Below are 18,583 nucleotides of genomic sequence, written 5' to 3' on the forward strand. Positions count from 1 at the left end.
TTTATTTTTTACCCAGTTCAATAGCTCTATCAAATGCCGCATAAGCCGCATCTTCAATAAGTTGTTTTACATTGTTGTCATCCATTGAATCGATGGCCGCTTGTGTGGTTCCGCCTTTTGACGCTACGCGTTCAATCCAGGTTTCCGGTGAAATATCAGATTGGTTGAACAACTCTATGGCACCTTCAAATGTGCTACTGACCAAAACTTTGGAGTCGTTGTCTGAAAACCCCATTTTTTTTGCCGCCTCTAGCATCGACTGCATAAAGTAAAACACATAGGCTGGTCCACTACCGGAAATGCCTGTTGAGGCATCAATGAAATTCTCATTCTCTACATGAATAGAGGTACCTGTAGTATCGAGAAGGTTACGAACCATGAGAAGTTCTATTTTAGACACATCTTTAGATTCTGTATATGACGTCACACCTTTACCTACTTTAGCAGGCAAATTAGGCATGGTTCGAATGACTTTTTTCTTGCCTAACTGTTCTTTAATAGTATCTATAGTGACGCCTGCCATTAACGACACAAAAATTTGTTGATCATTAGTCATCGGTTTCATAGTTTTGAATAAGGCCTCGCAGTGATAAGGTTTAACAGCTATAAAAACAAGATCGGCTTTTGGTAGGCAATCTTCAAGATTATCAAAGACATTGAAATAGGACAACTTACTTAGTTTTTTAATCTTTTTTGGATCGGTGTCATAAATTCTTAAATTATGCTTGCTTAGCAATGGCGATTGTGCCATGCCTTCAGCATACGTTAAACCCATATTTCCTGCTCCAATTACTAATACTCTCATTTAATTAAGGTGTTGATTTTAATATTATTATGTCCTATATAGTGCAAGTATTATGCAGAACTAGGCTGAATATTTGTTTTTTTGTTAAATCATCAATTTGATAATTTAACGTCACTTTGTTCGAGATTTATGAAAAAATGAACGGGCTTAACGGTGTATTCTTTAATTCTCCATGAGAATATGTCTCTCAGTTTAATGACAAATTGTCGGCATAAGAGACGCATTAAAATAAAAAAGGCGATGATCGTGTATGTTTAGTACATTAATTAAGATTAAAGTAAAGGTCCGGATAAAAAGGCATAGATGTTTTTAATCCAAGAAAAAATCACTGCTGAATTTCATTCTGTAAATCGAATTAATTTTAAAATTTTATTATGAAAATTTAATGGAATACACTGTATTAAACCTAGATTTATAAGGTACGAAAATTAATCGTAGTAATTTACTTTTACAATCATTGAATAGTATTTAGAAAGGATATTATATAACTTAACTAATATGTTCAAGAATTAAGAATCCGAAACGGTTTCGTATTTTACCTTTTTGTTTTATAACGCTCAAGTGGATTTTTTAAATCGAATTACAGCATCTATAAGCCGCCTTTAAACCATCTCTAATGGAGCGCTTTTCCTGGTTTTATTCAAAAGTGTTTTACAGAAATAATTTGGATATTCTTAATTCGAGTCTCTATAACACTTCTGTTGTAACAACAAATAACAGATTAGCGCTTTATAAATTTTAAAGTAAAAGAATAATTATATATTTGCCCAACACAATAGGTGTAACTAATTTAACAACCCAATTTTATGATGAAAAAACGTAATTTATTTTTAGCGATCGCGTCTGTAGCGATTTTATTTTCTACATCTTGTAGCAAGGACGACGATAACACAACTGCTCAAGTCGATACTGAAGCTTTGGCAAATTCGCAAAATGCCACTGAAGATGAAAATATACCTGCGACTACTTTAGAAGGAGGCATCAATATAGCAGGAGCTACTAAGGTAACTGGATTACCACCAGCTCCAAATAGCAATTTGGATTTTGATATGTCCGGCACAAAAAATGAAGCCTTTCAGAGGACAGGTTTTGATATTGTATTGTCTTCAAATAGTACTTTAGAGGGCGCTTATATAGTGTTTAAGGATTCAGAGGGTAACGCTACAGGAACTTATTTTGATGTGCCTGCTTCAGCATTTGGTACGTCTCGTAATAACTCCAGTAGGATGGCTACAAAGGCACCTATGGTTAATCGTAGAAGTAGATTAATGCCTCCTAATAATGATATTGATGTAGATTTTGATTCTAGTATCCCGGCAGGTCAATTTTGCTACGCTATTTGTGTATATGACGCTTCGGAAATGTAAGTCAAATTCAAGAAGCTTGTGTAACTGTGGAAGCTTGGGGCGGAAATGCTGCTGTTGTTGGAGAATGGATAGGAACAGACAATTATTCGGGTAGTTCAACCGAAGTAACTTGTACTAATGGAGATGTGATTCCTGCAGAGTATAGCATTTATACTAAAGAAAGTTGGGTATTTGTATTGAAAGCAAATGGTACATATTATGAAGTTTATGATTCAGAATATAATGCCTTAGATTATGAGGCATCTGCAGCTAACTGTGAAGCAACATATGGTGAGACTATGTTTGAAAATGATAAATACGATGGTAACTGGGCGTTCAATGAAGAAGATGGTACCCTAACCGTTATCGATTTCAAATATACAGACCTATTAGATCCTGCTAATAATGAAGTTTATGAAAGTGGCGACGTTTATTTTTCCGGAGTTGCTGTTGACGTTAGTGCTAATCAACTTATTTTAACTGAACAAGGTGAATCAACAACATTTACTAGAAGGTAAATTAGTAACATAAGCATCATTAAAGCAAAGTATAATTTTAAATTATACTTTGCTTTTTTTTTGTCTAAATGTATGGTCTGTAGATTTCTATAGTAAGTACAGATACCAGCCATTTCCTCTTTATATAATAGAGTAATTATATTTAGCAGGATAGTTGTGAAATGTGCTATTGCTTGTCACTTAATTTATTTATGATAAACAACATTTGGGATCACTGATGTGATTTCTTATTCAAGGCCGCGTCAAATATTCAGATTTTTAAATTAAAAAAGCCCATCAATTTTTGATGGGCTTTTAATTATATTAAGAACTAAAAGAATTACTCTTCTTTTTTATCTTCTCTAGGTTTTCTATCGTCACGACGGTTATCACGTCCGCGACTATCTCTACCTTTGTTATCACGTCCACCACGATCGTTACTTTCTCTTGGTGGTCTCGCAACATAACCTTCTGGTTTTGGCATAATAGCTTTACGAGAGACTTTTTCTTTGCGTGTTCTTGGATCTAGTCCAAAATATTTCACCTCAAAAACGTCACCCATGTTTACAACGTCACTAACGTTTTCTGTGCGTTCCCATGCTAATTCACTCACGTGCAATAACACTTCGTTTCCTGGGGCATCTAAATATTCTACAACAGCTCCAAAGTCTAACATTTTGATAACTTTTACTTCGTAAACGTTACCAACTGTTGGCTTAAATAAAATAGCATCGATTTTAGCCATAACCGCATCAATACCGGTTCTTCCTACGCCTAATATTTCAACAATACCTTCTTCGGTTACCGGATCTTCGTTAATAACAATCGTCGTATCGGTTTCCTTTTGCATTTCCTGAATCACTTTTCCTCCAGGTCCAATTAAGGCTCCAATAAATTCGTTAGGAACACGTCTTGTTACCATAGTAGGTGCATGTTCTTTAACGTCTGCATTAGGAGTAGCAATCGTTTCGATCAATTTATCTAAAATATGTAAACGTCCATTACGTGCTTGTTTTAGAGCATTGACTAAAATCTCATAGCTTAAACCTTTGACTTTAATGTCCATTTGGCAAGCCGTAATTCCGTCTGCAGTACCTGTTACTTTAAAATCCATATCTCCTAAATGATCTTCATCACCTAAAATATCAGATAATACCGCATATTTCCCGAATCTGCATCAGAAATTAATCCCATAGCGATACCAGGAGACTGGTTTTTTCATTTGTACACCCGCATCCATAAGTGCCATGGTGCCGGAACATACGGTTGCCATAGAAGAGGAACCGTTAGATTCTAGAACTTCAGAAACCACACGTACCGTATAAGGACATTCATCAGGAATCATCCCTTTCAAAGCACGTTGCGCTAAGTTACCATGTCCAACTTCTCTACGAGAGGTACCACGAATAGGTCTTGCTTCTCCAGTACAGAAAGGAGGGAAGTTATAGTGTAAATAGAAACGCTCTTCACCTTCAAAAGACGGCATGTCTAATTGATTGGCATCTCTAGAGGTTCCTAAAGTTACAGTGGCTAAAGCTTGTGTTTCTCCACGTGTGAAGATTGCAGAACCGTGTGTAGACGGTAAATAATCTACCTCACACCATATTGGTCTTATTTCATCGGTCTTTCGACCATCTAAACGTAAACCTTCATTTAAGGTTAAGTCACGAATCGCCGATTTTTCAGCTTTACGATAATATTTCGAAACTAAACCACCGAAATCTTCTAATTCTTCTTCAGAAAACGTGGCTTTAATACTTTCTTTTATTTCAGCGAACGCTGCAGTTCTTTCATGTTTAGCAGAACCTGCTTTGGCAATAGCATACACTTTATCGTATGCCATATCATGAATTTTCTGTGCTAAATCGTCGTCTGATCTTTCTTCCGGGTATTCACGTACTTCCTTCTTCCCGAAGGCTTCAGCTAATCGTACCTGTGCAGCACACTGTACTTTAATAGCGTCATGCGCAAACTTAATGGCATCGGCCATTTCTTCTTCAGAAATCTCATCCATTTCACCCTCTACCATCATGACTGAATCGGCAGACGCTCCAATCATCATATCCAAATCAGATTCTGCTAATTGAGCACGTGTTGGATTGATAACAAATTCTCCGTTTACACGACCAACTCGAGCTTCAGAGATTGGGCATTCAAAAGGGAAATCTGATAGTTGAATAGCTGCTGAAGCGGCTAACCCTGCCATAGCATCCGGCATAACATCATCATCATGAGACATTAACTGAATCATGACTTGCGTTTCAGAATGATAATCTTTTGGGAATAATGGACGCAATACACGATCCACTAAACGCATGGTTAACACTTCGCCATCACTTGGTCTTGCTTCTCTTTTAAAGAAGCCCCCCGGATAACGACCTGCAGCTGCAAATTTTTCTCGATAATCTACCGTCAATGGTAAGAAATCAAGGTCTTTTTGTTCGTAATTGGAAACAACTGTACATAATAACATACATTTTCCGGATTGTACAACAACAGAACCGTGTGCCTGTTTTGCTAATTTTCCGGTCTCGATAGAAATTTCTCTACCATCACCTAGGTCAATGACCTCTCTAAAAACTTTTGGAATCATAAATAAGTTTTAATACTAATTAAACATTGGTAGTTGTGTTGTGTAGTAGTAGTTGTGACCAATGAAAAACTATAATTAGCTTCTTCAATTTTGGTGTTTATACTCTTCCAAAGCGAGTTGTTATATACCAAAAAACCACGCTGTTAAGCGTGGTCTTTATATTGAGATTATTTTCTTAATCCTAATTCTTTTACTATTGCACGATATCTTAAGACATCTTTCTTAGTTAAGTAATCTAGAAGGCTTCTTCTTTTACCTACTAACATCACTAATGAACGCTCTGTATTATAATCTTTACGATTGGTTTTTAAGTGTTCTGTTAAGTGCTTAATTCTGTGTGTGAATAATGCAATTTGTCCTTCTGCAGAGCCCGTATCGTTTTTAGCTTTACCGTGTTTAGCAAAAAGTTCTGCTTTTTCTTCTTTTGTTAGATACATTCTAATATTGTTGTAAATGATTGTTATGTACACGAAAGCCTATCTTTCGAACGGCAAAGATAATAAATATTAATTAGATTAATAAACGTTATTCTGAATCTTTTTAAGTCAAAAGATTGTGTATTAGTTGGCTTTCAATAACAGAATAATGTGTTAAATTTAAAGTTTTACTTCGTTGATTTACAGTTTTATACTAGAGCAAGATGAATTTATCTACTGACGTACTTTTCGAAAATATATTTTCCCATGCGCATGGTGGTATTGCGATTGTTAATGCGGAAGGGCGTTGGATTAAGGTGAATCAAAGTATTATCGATTTATTTGGTTATTCAGAGAAAGAACTTTATCAATTATCTTTTCAAGACATCACACACCGAGACGATTTAGACCTTGATTTAGGTCCTATGCATCAATTACTTGAAGGTAAGACAGAAAAATATCAAATTGAAAAATGTTATTTTCATAAAAAAGGCCATGTGATTGTAGCCTTGTTATGAGTTTCTTTAGTGAGAGATGAATGGGGCAAACCTCTTTTTTTATTTCTCAAATTGTTGATATTTCTGAACAAACCAATACCAATTGGGAACTTAATATATTAATGAAGATAGTGAGAACCCAAAATGATAAACTCAAGGATTTTGCTCATATTGCTACTCACGATATAAGAACACATGTGGGTAATTTAGGATCAATAATGGAATTTTTAGAAGAAGAACTTAGTGTTTTAGAAAATAATGAAAATTTTGCAATGTTAAAAGTGTCATTAGAGAACCTTCAAGAGACCTTAGAACATCTCAATGAAATAAGAAAAGAAAGGTTAGAACAAATAGAAGCGTTAGAGGCATTATCAATTTTTGATTATGTATCCCATGCCATTTATAATGTGAATGCTTTAGCTAAAAGAAATGCATGTCAAATTTTAAATCATACGAATAGTACGCTTGAGGTTCTTGCTGTACCAGCTTATTTAGATAGTATTATATTAAATTTTCTTACAAATGCTATTAAATATAAATCTCCTCGTCGCGATTGTATAATCGAAATTAGTACGGTATTACACGGTGAGTTTGTAGTATTAAAAATACAAGACAATGGTTTGGGGATGGATTTAAAAAATAACAAACACAAGCTATTTACGGTAAATGGTACGTTTCATGAACATAAGGATTCAAGAGGGGTGGGTTTATTCATTACAAAAAATCACATTGAAAGTATTGGAGGTAAAATTGAAGTGAACAGTACGGTTGATCAAGGGACTTGCTTTGCCATTTATCTACAAAAGGCACAGACATGAAATATAACTTTAGAATAATACTGAGTACATCTTTTTTCGTTTAAAACGAAGGTCCATAATGACTACTACTACTACTACTACTACTACTACTATTACTAAACCCATAGGGTTTATAAGATTAGTCTCTTTGTAAAAGCGTCTAGTAGGTCGTTTGGCTATTAACCAAGATTATAAATTCAACTTCTTTTATAAAATAACATTACCGCTGGTCATTGTATTTAAGTTTTTGACACCTATTTTTAAACCTTTTTTTGTTTGTAGCGTCTTAAAACTATATTAACATATAAATGTAATTATTATGAACCATTTGAAATTTACAAAGAAGGCCATTGCCACGTTTTCTATCATCGCATTAATTTTCACCTCATGTAGTAAAGATGAGACTGTGGAGACAGATGTGACACAAAAAGAGACTAGTGAGCTTAAATTATCGGCAGAAATCGATACGGCATCTGATGCGATAGATGATGTTATGATTGAAGTCTATGAAAATCAAGAAGGAGATGAAACAGGTAAAATGCCTAATGTTAATCGTCCTAACTTTTTACCAGATTGCGTAACTATCACCGCAGTGATAGAGCAAGGGTTTAGAGAAATTACTGTTGATTTTGGAGCTGAAGGCTGTCTTATTAATGGGAATAATCTTAAAGGAAAAGTTATAATGAGTTATGATCGAGAGGCCTCAGATCGAGAAGTTTTAATAACCTATACCTTGGAAGATTTTTATATTAATGCGAAACATATTTTAGGATCTAAAACTATTTTAAAGCAACTTGAAAATGAAAATGGAAACCCACAATTTGCGCATACTTTAGATTTAACAGTGATCTGGCCAAGCGGTGCACAAGCATCAAGACAAGGACTAAAAGTAAGAGAGTGGGTGGAAGGTTTTGGTAGCGGCGTTTTTAGTGATAACGTTTTTAAGATTACGGGAAATTGGACCTCTACATTTGTCAATGGAAATTCACATAGTTATGAGGTCGTTATACCGTTGCGTCGTCAAATGAGTTGTTACTATGTTGTTAGTGGCTCTATAGCTGTCAGTCGCAACAACTTCTCTGGTGTTTTTGATTATGGAACTGGAGATTGTGATAATAGCGCAACGTTTACTTTTAACAGTGGTGATGTAATTGATATTGTGCTCAATTAAGCCCCGATTTAATAATAAAAAAAGCGACCGATTTCGGTCGCTTTTTTTATGCTCTTAAAGGTTGGTTGGTAATCAAATCGATATACAAATTCACCTTATTTTTAAGTGTTTTTCGATGTGAAATAAAATCTAAAAAGCCATGTTCTAATAGAAACTCAGAAGTTTGAAACCCCTCTCGGTAATTCTTTTCCTGTGGTGTCTCTAACAATACGAGGTCCTGCGAACCCAATTAAGGCCCCTGGTTCGGCAATATTAATATCACCTAACATAGCGAAAGAAGCTGTCGTTCCTCCCGTAGTGGGGTCTGTACATAAAGAAATATATGGTATTTGAGCATCTGCCAATTGTGCTAATTTCGCTGATGTTTTTGCTAATTGCATGAGTGATAAAGCGGCTTCCATCATTCGAGCACCACCAGATTTTGAAATAATCATAAATGGCAGCTTATTCTTTAAGGCGTAATCTGCTGCACGTGCTATTTTTTCCCCTACAACACTTCCCATTGAGCCACCAATAAAAGCAAAATCCATGGCTGCTATTACTAAATCTTTACCTTTAGACTTGCCAACCGCACAACGTACAGCATCTACTAAATTGGTTTTGTCTTGGGCTGCTTTTAAACGGTCTCGGGTATTTTTTTGTGTCCTCAAACTTTAAAGGATCTTTAGAGCTTAATTTAGCGTCTAATTCTTTGAATTTATTGTCGTCAAATAATATTTCAAAGTATTCCTTACTGCCGATTCTTACGTGGTAGTCATCTTCAGGACTCACATAAAAGTTTTTTTCAAGTTCTTTGGAGTCCACTATTTTTCCAGTAGGAGATTTGTACCAAAGACCTTTAGGGATGTCTTTTTTTTCTTCAGTAGAAGTAGTGATACCTTTTTCTTTTCTTTTAAACCAAGCCATATTGATTTTATATTTTATCCCAAAATTATGGGAGATTTAATCGAAGTTTAGTGGCCTAAGCTCCAATCATTGCTATTAATTAGTTCTGTTTTTGCTTTAATAAAGCGTACAAAATTACTGTTTTTATTATTCAAACTCAAAATTTGTTGAGCCTATCTCTTTTGAATGATCACTTTAAAATTAAACAATCCCATAATAACTTAGTTACAATGGGATCGTGGATTAGTACAGGTGTTTAATTTAAAGGAGGTTACGCCTAAAGTGTATTAACATTGTTTAGATCTTCAAATGCTTTTTTAAGTCGCTCAACAAACAGGAGTTCTCCTTGACGCAACCGGACTCTAGGATCATAATATTTTTTGTTTGGAGATTCAGGGCCATCAGGACTACCAATTTGAGATTTTAAATAGTCTGCTTTTTCTCCCATATAATCGCGTACACCACTCGTAAAGGCATATTGCATATCTGTATCAATATTCATTTTAATGACGCCATAACTAATAGCTTCTTGAATTTCTGCTTCGGTTGAACCGAGACCCCCCGTGAAAGACAAAATCAATATGGTTTTTTGACACATTATACTTTTTTGAGATATATTCCTGAGAATTTTTTAAAATTTTCGGAGTCAATTTTACATTTCCGGGTTTGTAAACGCCATGAACATTACCAAAAGCGGCAGCGATTGTAAACTGGTCACTAATTTTACTTAATTCTTCATAGGCATAAGCCACCTCTTCCGGCTGTGTGTATAGCTTAGATTCATCGACATTACTATTGTCAACACCATCTTCTTCTCCACCAGTAATTCCTAATTCAATCTCTAAAGTCATGCCCATTTTGCTCATGCGTTTAAGATACGTTTTACAAATTTCAATGTTTTCTTCTAGGGGCTCTTCACTTAAATCTATCATGTGTGAGCTATATAGGGACTTTCCCGTTTCTTTAAAATGTTGTTCACTGGCATCTAATAATCCATCAATCCAGGGTAGCAGTTTTTTAGCACAATGGTCTGTGTGTAGTATTACAGGAACACCATAGGCTTCAGCCAATAAATGCACATGTTTGGCTCCGGCAATGCTGCCTACAATAGCGGCTTTTTGATCCTCATTACTTAAACTTTTCCCTGCATTAAAAACGGCTCCCCCATTAGAAAACTGAATAATTACAGGGGCGTTTAAAGCTTTTGCTGTTTCTAAAACAGCATTCATAGTATTAGATCCAGTCACGTTAACTGCGGGTAATGCAAAGCCTTTTTCTTTTGCTAGCTTAAAGATCGCTTGTACTTCTTTTCCTGTTGCGACTCCTGGTTTTATTTGGTGTGCCATTTTAATGTGTTTTTAGTTGAAAAATTGAATATCAAAAGTAATGAATTTTTGAGTCTTCGTTGGGAAAAGTGGAGATAAAACATCGAAAACGTTGTAGTGTTTTTTAGTTTTAAGCTTAAAACGGATAGTTGATTCCTATGTTATAAACCGCATTGTTAAAGTTGTAGTCATTGAACCAACGGTTGCCTAAACGATAGGAGGGGTCATAGGTTTTAAAACCGATATCACCTCTTAAGATAAAGAAATTAAAGTCATAGCGCAGCCCAAAACCCGAGCCGATAGCAATGTCTTTTATTGATGCTAATGTGTTGAAAGTAGCGGCATCGTTTTTGACCTCATCTAACACATTCCAAATATTTCCTGCATCAATAAAAATAGCTCCATTTAATGCGCCAAAAATATTAAAACGATTTTCGGCACTTAATGTGATTTTCATATTGGCTTCATTAAATTCATTTGTTGACTGCGAGCTACCGGGACCTAAATTATAAGCCGACCACGCGCGGATATCATTAGCGCCACCACCAAAAAAACTTTTTGAAAATGGAATACTTGTAGAATTTCCATACGGTATTGCGATGCCAAAATAGGAACGCACGGCAACAATATTTTTATTTCCTAAATTCCAATATTTGACATAATCCACCTCTGTTTTTACGTATTGTGAAAAAGCGACATTGAAAACTTCATATTTGTTATTTGCGTTTTTTTGTAATCCCAAAATATTAGAAGCCGTAGATAATACATTACCAGCAAGTTCTAACTTTAATCTTAAAATGGAAAAATCATTATCAAATAAGTTGTCCCGTCTATCCCTAACATAATTAAAATTTGAAGATAAAATTAGGTTGTCTTCGGTTAATCGATCTTTTCGTTCTTCTATGGCATTTACAGCTAGTAAATCTGTGGTAGAAATAGCATTGCCTAAGCTTCCGCTCGTAGCTTCTGCTATAAAAGTATTGGCGCCTGAAGGGATGCTTAGTGTTTCATTTTCATTGAGGTATCCAGAATTTAATGCAATCGTATTTAAAGCATTAAATGACGCTTGATACGTTTTAAAATAATTTGCTGTATTTAAATTTTGTACAAATTGAATATTAAAAACATCTAATCGATTAGTGACTTTGTCATTGGGAAACCATTTGTAATTAAAAACGCCTGTAAACGTTTGTTTATCTAAACCTACGTTGGTTTGACTGGTAGCGGCAAGACTAATTCTCGTACTTGGAAACATATACGAAGGGATTATTTTTTCTGTATTAATAGGAGAAAATAATCGCGGAATGGTCAATTTTAAGTCGGCACCGATTTCATTAATGTCAAAAAACTGATCCCGTTCATTAGCCCCATCTTTTGAAGCTCCAATAGAAGTAATTCCGAGATAATTCCAGTGTTTCGGCTCCTTTAAATACGTTACGCATTAATATGCTAGGATTCAATGCAAACCCAATACTTTGAATGTTACTTTGGGAGGCTTCCGCACTAAACCCTAAGGAAAAGCGTTTTAATGGGGTCAAGTAAATATTCGTAGTTAAGGTGGTGTCTGCCTTATTTTCTATGTAATCAATCTTGGGGTATTTAAAGGTTCGTAGATTGCTAATCCGGCGCGATGTTTGGGGTTTGTGTTTGTCTTTAAAAATGGTATTAGGCTTCATGAAAACCACATCGGTCAAAGTTTTAGGGTTGTATCGTAATGCACCTTTACTGTAAATATTTACACCATTAAAAATAGTAGAGTCTGAAATGACTTTATTTCGATCTTCATAACCGAGAATCTGTAAAAATGTTAACCTCTTTTACCTTATAAATCTTAAAGGGTTCGGTCAAGGTGGTGTCTTCAAAACGTATTTGCCGATCGCTTATTTGAATTTCTAGTTTCACTTTTTTAGTTTTACCTATGGTGTCATACTCCAAATAAATGTGATCTTGCGAAAAATGATAAACACCAGAGTTTCGCATGTGGTCTGTAATGCGCTCTCGCTCATTTACAGCATCCACAGACTTATATTGTCTGTTAAGTTCTATAAAGGATTTGTTCGCTGATAATTTGTATAAAGAATCAATGATTGTCGTTGAGATTTTAGTGGATATAGAATCTATAATGTACGGTTTTCCTGTGGTTACATTATAGTTCACGCGACCTTCTTGATTGTCGTTTTTGGTCGTTTCATATTCTGCTTCAACGTCAAACCATCCATAATTAAAATAGTAATCCTTTAAGCGTTTAATGGATTTTTTAGAGAGCGTATCATTGACAATAACGGGAGCTTCCCCTGTTTCTTTTATCCAATTATTAAAACTTAATCGCGATGCGTAATATTTGTCTTGTTGTTTTTTAGATAAAAATTTCTCCCAGCGTTTGTGACGTTTTGGGTTTTTTTGGCCCTTGCTTTTAAAATCGAATCAATATTGGGTCTCGCTAAATTATAAATATGTAATCTTAAAGGGGTTCCTATAAGAGGTAATGTGCTGTTTGGTTTCCGGTAAATTAAATTAGTAATAGCTTCTCTGTCTTCATTTTCATTATTTACAGTGAGTGAAGTTTTTGTAAGTAAATGTTCGTTTTTTGCGACTCTTTTTACCGAATTACAAGCGCTAAAAAAACCAATAATTACAATTAATAATAGTATTTTTGAAGACTGCTGTTTCAAATAGCTGAAGGTTAAAAAGGTTAATTTCTAAGGTTATTTATATATTAAATGACATCGGATTCAAAAATACATTTTTTAAATGCTATCAAAAAGCCAAATAAAATTTATAACGCGATTAAAGCAAAAAAAATATAGAGTACAAGAAGGTCTCTTTATAGCGGAAGGCCTAAAAACAGTTACCGAGCTTTTAGAGTCTTCTTTAGAGCTCTATCACCTATTTACTGCGACTAGCTTCTATAGTTATGCCGACAAGGAAACCATTGTCTCTGAAATAGAACTAAAAAAAATCAGTAGCTTAAAAACTCCAAATCAAGTGTTGGCTATTTTCAAAATTCCGAAGCAACGGCTGTTTTAAATTCTGAACTAATAGTTGCCTTAGACGCCGTGAGGGATCCCGGAAATCTAGGAACAATTATTAGATTGTGCGATTGGTTTGGTGTCAAAGAATTGGTTTGTAGTAAAGAAACGGTAGATTGTTATAATTCCAAAGTAATACAAGCAACAATGGGCTCGATCACACGCGTAAATGTGAGCTATCTTGATTTAGAACGCTTTTTAAAGATCGCCGATGTTCCCGTATTTGGAGCTTATATGGATGGTGTTAATGTCTATAAAAGCGACTTACCCCAAAAAGGTATTCGCGTTATGGGGAATGAAGCCAACGGCATTTCGAATCGCATAGAAAAGCACATTACACAGCGAATTTCTATTCCAAGGTTTGGAGCGTTACAAGCGACAGAAAGTTTAAATGTTGCTGCGGCTACCGCTGTGTTGTTGAGTGAATTTAAACGGAGTTAATATTTTAATTAATAAATAGCTCCAGTTTTTAGTTTTTCACGGGCAATACTTAAGAATTATTCTTTTTGCTTTAGTAAACCAGTAACGGAATATTTATCTAAACGTTAGATTCAAAAAAACACCTCTTGTTTTCATAGAATTGATATTCCCAGTCCATGGACTGTCTGCGTCTACATCTCGTACTAATTCATCGTTAATGGCAAAAACACCCCTAATAGAAGGTGTGAATTTGAACCAGTATAGATAGAAATCGATACCAAAACCAATATCATAAAACTGTGTGCTCTGTGTCGTTCTAAATTCCCCACCACTATTGTCCTCTCGGATTTTTTTCGTTGCTTGATAAATTAATGGAAGTCGCTACGCCAAAAGTAATAAATGGTTTAAAGTTATTAATTCTTTGCGTTGAAAAACGAACCAATAATGGAAAATAGACATAGGTGGACTTCACCTCACGTAAGAAATCTGATTTATTAGTATCATCGATTCCATCAAAGTAACTCTCGGGATACATTAGGTTTCTTCCCGCAATGACTAAGCCGGGTTCTAATCTTAAATTGATATAATCGTTAACACGAAAATCACCAACTAAACCAACATTAAACCCAAATGTTTTTTCTGTTTGTATCTCCTCTTCGTCACTATTGTAATCAATTTTGTAGTCCAAATTATTAACGCCAAAGTAGTAGCCCCAACTCAAAGTTGATTTATCCATGTTTTGGTTATTTTGCACTTTTTTCTTAGTAAATAGTTGTGCAGAACAGGTTGATGCTATAAATAAAAAAGTTATTAGGGCAAATATATTTTTCATGTATTCATTCTTGGTTTTTATCAAAATCACAGGCTGTTCACTATTAATATCCTCAGAATTAATAAAATTTCATGTGACCCTCATGTCCTTGTTTATTGTTTTGATGCTTTATAAATAGTGGCCACACCAAAAGTTTGTGGCATATCTTTAACATTTATAAACCCAATATTACGTAAAATATTGTTCAACGCTTCACCATAAGGAAATTGAGACGCCGATTCACAGAGATATTTGTAAGCTGTTTTGTCTTTAGAAAAGACCCTTCCTATTAGCGGTAGTATGTTTTTAGTATAAAAATTATAGCCTTGTTTAAAAGGGGTTTTGTCTCGGCATCGATGTTTCTAAAATCACGAAAGTGCCGCCAGGTTTGAGTACGCGAAGGATTTCTTTTAAACCATTTTCTAAGGTTTCAAAATTGCGCACGCCAAAAGCAACGGTAATGGCATCGAAACTATTATCATTAAAAGGCATATTTTCACTGTCTCCTAAAATCATTTCGATTTTAGCATTTAGGTTTTTTTTCTTTATTTTTTCTTTTCCTATTTCGAGCATGCCGGGACTAATATCTAGTCCTACAATTTTTTCAGCCTGGGATTCAGCTAAATTAATAGCGAGATCCCCTGTACCCGTTGCAATATCGAGAATGGTTTTTGGTTGCGCTTGTTTAACGATAGCGACTACGTTCTTTCTCCATTTGATATCAATACCAAATGAAATCACCCGATTTAAACCATCATAATCCTCAGAAATCGTATCAAACATTTGCGTGACTTGTTCCTTTTTGCCGAGGGCGCTGTCTTTGTAAGGTTTTACTTTTGCCAAAATATTTTTTTTTACAAATTTAAGGCGATTTCTTTAATTTATAAGCATTGGAGTTTAAGATGGGATGTTATTAATTCAATTTACTATAGATAAAAGTTAAACGCAGATGAAGTGAATCATTTTCAATGCATTTAAATTATAAATTAGTTATCTTTGTATCACTTTTCAGAAAGATAAAGAATGAAAATTATTATTGCTGGCGCTGGTGAAGTAGGATTTCATTTAGCTAAATTACTGTCGTACGAATCACAGGAAATCACACTTATAGATACTAATAGGGAAAGCCTTTCTTACGCAGATAATCATTTAGACATTAAAGTTTTAAAAGGAGATGCTACATCTATTGCTATTTTAAAAGAGGCTAAGGTGGCCCATAGCGATTTGGTTATTGGTGTTACTGCTTCTGAAACAACAAACATTACTGTTTGTGTACTTGCTAAACAGCTGGGGGCGAAACGTACTATTGCTAGAATTTCTAATACCGAGTTTATTACCCATAAAGATGAAGTTGGATTTACACGCTTTGGTATCGATGAGTTGATTTCACCCGAGTCTTTAGCCGCATCAGAAATTCAACTATTATTAAGTCAGTCTGCTTTTAATGAAAGTTATGAGTTTGAAGAAGGTGCTTTAACCATGGTGAGTCTAAACTTGTCCAGAACAGCATCCTTTGTAGGTAAAACAGTTAAGGAAGCTGCGCAACAGTTTAGTGAAATTCATTTTGTGCCTATAGCTGTTCAGCGATTTGGTACGCAATATACTATTATTCCTAGGGGGGATACACAATTTAAAGAAGGAGACACCGTGGTCTTTATTACTAGTGAAGGTGGTGGTCAAGAGTTGTGTAAAATGACGGGTAGAGCGAATACCGCTATTAAAGATGTTATGATATTAGGGGGAAGTAAAATTGGTTATAAAACCTCTAGAGATCTAAGTGGGAAACATTTTAATGTTAAACTCATTGAGAAAAACAGGGAAGTGGCCATGGATTTAGCCGATCAATTGTCTGATGTGTTGATTATTAATGGAGACGGAAGGAATGTAGAGCTTCTTGAAGAAGAAAACATTAAAGACATGGATGCATTTATTGCGGTTACAGGAAACTCTGAAACCAATATTATGTCGTGTCTTGTTGCCAAATCTAAAGGGGTAAAGAAAACGATTGCTTTAGTTGAGAATATGGATTACTTTGAGCTCTCTCAATCTATTGGGATTGATACTTTGGTGAATAAAAAACTTCTAGCGGCAAATAATATATTTAGATATATTAGAAAGGGAGAAGTGGTTGCCATGACCAAACTCAATAATATTCATGCTGAATTATTAGAGTTTAGAGTCAAGTCTGATTCTAAAATTTGCAATAAACAAATAAAGGATATTCAATTTCCGCGTTCTGCTATTATCGGCGGAGTGATTAGAGATGGTGAAGGTTTAATTGCATTAGGCGGTTTTAAAATTGAAAAGGGCGATTATATTGTTGTGTGTTGTTTACCCCGATCTATAAAAGAAGTCGAGAAACTTTTCCTATAATGCGTAAAAGATTAAAACTCAATTTCAAAATTATTTTCCATTTTTTCGGACTACTGTTTCTCTTTAATGGTGGGTTTATGTTGCTTGCGACCTTAGTAAGCTTAAGTTATAAGGATGGTGTTACGCTAAATTTATTTTTGTCGGGTCTCGTTACGGTTCTTATTGGTGCATTTACCATGTATGTCACCAGAGATCATGATAAGGAAATGAATAAGCGTGAAGGTTATATTGTTGTCGCCTTTGGTTGGGTTGTTATGGCTTTATCTCGGCACGCTACCTTACCTCTTAACAGAATCTATTCCTAGGTTTACCGACGCTTTTTTTGAAACGATGTCTCGGTTTTACGACTACTGGAGCTACTATTTTAAATGACATTGAAATTGTGCCGAAGGGATTTTATTCTGGCGAAGTTTAACGCACTGGATTGGTGGCATGGGGATTATCGTATTGGCAGTCGCCATTCTACCCTTGCTAGGTATTGGTGGTATGCAGCTGTTTGCGGCTGAAGCTCCAGGACCCAGTGCCGATAAGTTGCATCCGCGTATCACAGACACGGCCAAACGATTGTGGTTAATTTATTTTGGCTATACCGCTGCAGAAACGATTTTACTTAAGGCGGCGGGCATGTCTTTTTTTGATGCTATAAATCATTCGATGACGACATTGTCAACGGGAGGATTTTCAACTAAAAACGCAAGTGTCGCGTATTGGAATGATGTGCCATTAATTCAATATATCATTATTGTCTTTATGTTTTTAGCAGGGACAAATTTTGTTTTGAGTTATTTTGCCTTTAAAGGAAAAGTACAAAAGGTCTTCCAAGATGAAGAGTTTAAATTGTATTTTAAATTTATTGCTGGATTTACCATAGTAGCAGCACTTATTATTTATTTTAATGCCGATTTAAGTCTTTCCTCTATTGAGCACCCTATGGTATTAGGTAGAGGTGAAAGTGCCTTTAGACACGCCTTATTTCAAGTGCTTACTATTGTAACCACAACGGGATTTGTGACCGCAGATTATACCTTGTGGACTCCATTTCTAACCTTATTTTTCTTTGGTATGATGTTTTTAGGAGGTTCTGCAGGAAGTACCTGCGGGGGTATTAAAGTGATGCGACACCTAATTACTATTAAAAATGGTTTTTTAGAATTTAAGCGTACGTTACATCCTAATGCTATTTTGCCAGTACGTTATAATAGACGATCCGTTTCCGGAGAGATTGTTTTTAATATTTTAGGATTTTTTATTCTTTATCTCTTAGCTTTTATTGTGGGTACTTTAGGGTTCTCCATGATGCAAATTGACTTTACTTCAGCCATTGGGTTAGCAGCTTCCAGTTTAGGAAATGTGGGGCCAGCTTTAGGTGACTTCGGACCAGTTAAGAACTATGACGCTTTGCCGAGATATTGGTAAGTGGTGGTCTGCTTTTTTAATGCTTATCGGGCGATTAGAATTGTTCACGGTTTTAATTTTATTCACGCCTTTCTTTTGGCGTAATAGATAATTTTTCAATTATTTTTTACTTTTAAATTTTGTAGATTTCTCAATGGTTTTGAGCTGTTTCCAGTTGGTTTTTAGTATATTGTATCGTAGTCTTGGTGTTACAAAACTGGAG

Annotated in this window: 12 protein-coding genes and 8 pseudogenes; 8 read left to right on the forward strand and 12 right to left on the reverse strand. The window is 35.1% G+C overall.

What is annotated here, in order from left to right; translation table 11 throughout:
• Position 1: 1 nt before the first annotated feature.
• Positions 2 to 805: a pyrroline-5-carboxylate reductase gene (gene proC, locus N7U66_RS15685; protein WP_267676061.1), complete on the reverse strand. Its 804-nt coding sequence runs from the start codon at positions 803 to 805 to the stop codon at positions 2 to 4.
• Positions 806 to 1,611: 806 nt separating this feature from the next.
• On the opposite strand from proC, the gene N7U66_RS15690 reads away from it, so the two are divergent.
• Positions 1,612 to 2,172 (forward strand): hypothetical protein, encoded by a 561-nt coding sequence (locus N7U66_RS15690; protein ID WP_267676062.1) that lies wholly within the window; start codon positions 1,612 to 1,614, stop codon positions 2,170 to 2,172.
• 26 nt (positions 2,173 to 2,198) lie between these two features.
• Positions 2,199 to 2,669 carry an META domain-containing protein gene (locus N7U66_RS15695; RefSeq protein ID WP_267676063.1) on the forward strand — a complete coding sequence of 157 codons (471 nt, stop codon included), beginning with the start codon at positions 2,199 to 2,201 and terminating at the stop codon, positions 2,667 to 2,669.
• Between the two features lie 319 nt (positions 2,670 to 2,988).
• Here N7U66_RS15695 and N7U66_RS15700 read toward each other — a convergent pair.
• Both N7U66_RS15700 and rpsO read right to left on the reverse strand, forming a co-directional pair.
• Positions 2,989 to 5,241: pseudogene (locus tag N7U66_RS15700) on the reverse strand (polyribonucleotide nucleotidyltransferase).
• 167 nt (positions 5,242 to 5,408) lie between these two features.
• Positions 5,409 to 5,678 (reverse strand): 30S ribosomal protein S15, encoded by a 270-nt coding sequence (gene rpsO, locus N7U66_RS15705; RefSeq protein WP_267676064.1) that lies wholly within the window; start codon positions 5,676 to 5,678, stop codon positions 5,409 to 5,411.
• Positions 5,679 to 5,881: 203 nt separating this feature from the next.
• Here rpsO and N7U66_RS15710 point away from each other — a divergent pair, with 203 nt between their 5' ends.
• The 3 genes from N7U66_RS15710 (at position 5,882) to N7U66_RS15720 (ending at position 8,122) form a co-directional block, all read left to right on the forward strand.
• Positions 5,882 to 6,175, forward strand: a complete 294-nt coding sequence (locus tag N7U66_RS15710; RefSeq protein WP_267676065.1) for a PAS domain S-box protein — start codon at positions 5,882 to 5,884, stop codon at positions 6,173 to 6,175.
• 20 nt (positions 6,176 to 6,195) lie between these two features.
• Complete coding sequence (locus N7U66_RS15715; protein WP_267676066.1) at positions 6,196 to 6,972, forward strand: ATP-binding protein; 777 nt, start codon at positions 6,196 to 6,198, stop codon at positions 6,970 to 6,972.
• 298 nt (positions 6,973 to 7,270) lie between these two features.
• Complete coding sequence (locus N7U66_RS15720) at positions 7,271 to 8,122, forward strand: hypothetical protein (protein WP_390886588.1); 852 nt, start codon at positions 7,271 to 7,273, stop codon at positions 8,120 to 8,122.
• Between the two features lie 46 nt (positions 8,123 to 8,168).
• On the opposite strand, the pseudogene accD reads toward N7U66_RS15720, so the two are convergent.
• The 7 genes and pseudogenes from accD to N7U66_RS15755 all read right to left on the reverse strand — a co-directional run bounded on the left by accD (position 8,169) and on the right by N7U66_RS15755 (position 13,004).
• A pseudogene (gene accD, locus N7U66_RS15725) lies at positions 8,169 to 9,028 on the reverse strand (acetyl-CoA carboxylase, carboxyltransferase subunit beta).
• 256 nt (positions 9,029 to 9,284) lie between these two features.
• Positions 9,285 to 10,353 (reverse strand): annotated as a pseudogene (gene fbaA / locus N7U66_RS15735) (class II fructose-bisphosphate aldolase).
• A gap of 115 nt (positions 10,354 to 10,468) precedes the next feature.
• Positions 10,469 to 11,728: a translocation and assembly module lipoprotein TamL gene (gene tamL, locus N7U66_RS15740; RefSeq protein ID WP_449274500.1), complete on the reverse strand. Its 1,260-nt coding sequence runs from the start codon at positions 11,726 to 11,728 to the stop codon at positions 10,469 to 10,471.
• The gene (locus N7U66_RS15745) at positions 11,694 to 12,026 is read right to left on the reverse strand and encodes a hypothetical protein (protein ID WP_267676071.1); all 333 of its coding nucleotides are present in this window, start codon (positions 12,024 to 12,026) and stop codon (positions 11,694 to 11,696) included. Before N7U66_RS15745 ends, tamL begins: the two co-directional genes overlap by 35 nt.
• Positions 12,027 to 12,114: 88 nt before the next feature.
• Entirely contained in the window at positions 12,115 to 12,489 is a 375-nt protein-coding gene (locus N7U66_RS15750) for a hypothetical protein (protein WP_267676072.1), read from the reverse strand.
• A 36-nt stretch (positions 12,490 to 12,525) separates the two neighbouring features.
• A pseudogene (locus N7U66_RS22660) lies at positions 12,526 to 12,639 on the reverse strand (hypothetical protein); the annotation flags it as partial.
• 14 nt (positions 12,640 to 12,653) lie between these two features.
• Complete coding sequence (locus tag N7U66_RS15755) at positions 12,654 to 13,004, reverse strand: hypothetical protein (RefSeq protein WP_267676073.1); 351 nt, start codon at positions 13,002 to 13,004, stop codon at positions 12,654 to 12,656.
• A 79-nt stretch (positions 13,005 to 13,083) separates the two neighbouring features.
• Here N7U66_RS15755 and N7U66_RS15760 point away from each other — a divergent pair.
• Positions 13,084 to 13,802 (forward strand): annotated as a pseudogene (locus tag N7U66_RS15760) (TrmH family RNA methyltransferase).
• A gap of 93 nt (positions 13,803 to 13,895) precedes the next feature.
• On the opposite strand, the pseudogene porT reads toward N7U66_RS15760, so the two are convergent.
• Together porT and ubiE are read right to left on the reverse strand one after the other, a co-directional pair.
• Positions 13,896 to 14,613: pseudogene (gene porT, locus N7U66_RS15765) on the reverse strand (type IX secretion/gliding motility protein PorT/SprT).
• Positions 14,614 to 14,705: 92 nt separating this feature from the next.
• Positions 14,706 to 15,375, reverse strand: a pseudogene (gene ubiE / locus N7U66_RS15770) (bifunctional demethylmenaquinone methyltransferase/2-methoxy-6-polyprenyl-1,4-benzoquinol methylase UbiE).
• Positions 15,376 to 15,615: 240 nt separating this feature from the next.
• On the opposite strand from ubiE, the gene trkA reads away from it, so the two are divergent.
• Both trkA and N7U66_RS15780 read left to right on the forward strand, forming a co-directional pair.
• A complete protein-coding gene (trkA, locus tag N7U66_RS15775) occupies positions 15,616 to 16,965 on the forward strand; it encodes a Trk system potassium transporter TrkA (protein WP_267676074.1) in 1,350 nt (449 codons plus the stop codon).
• Positions 16,965 to 18,472: pseudogene (locus tag N7U66_RS15780) on the forward strand (TrkH family potassium uptake protein). The gene trkA and the pseudogene N7U66_RS15780 overlap by 1 nt, the downstream one beginning before the upstream one ends.
• Positions 18,473 to 18,583: the final 111 nt, after the last annotated feature.

The organism is Lacinutrix neustonica (assembly GCF_026625145.1).
Classification (GTDB): domain Bacteria; phylum Bacteroidota; class Bacteroidia; order Flavobacteriales; family Flavobacteriaceae; genus Lacinutrix; species Lacinutrix neustonica.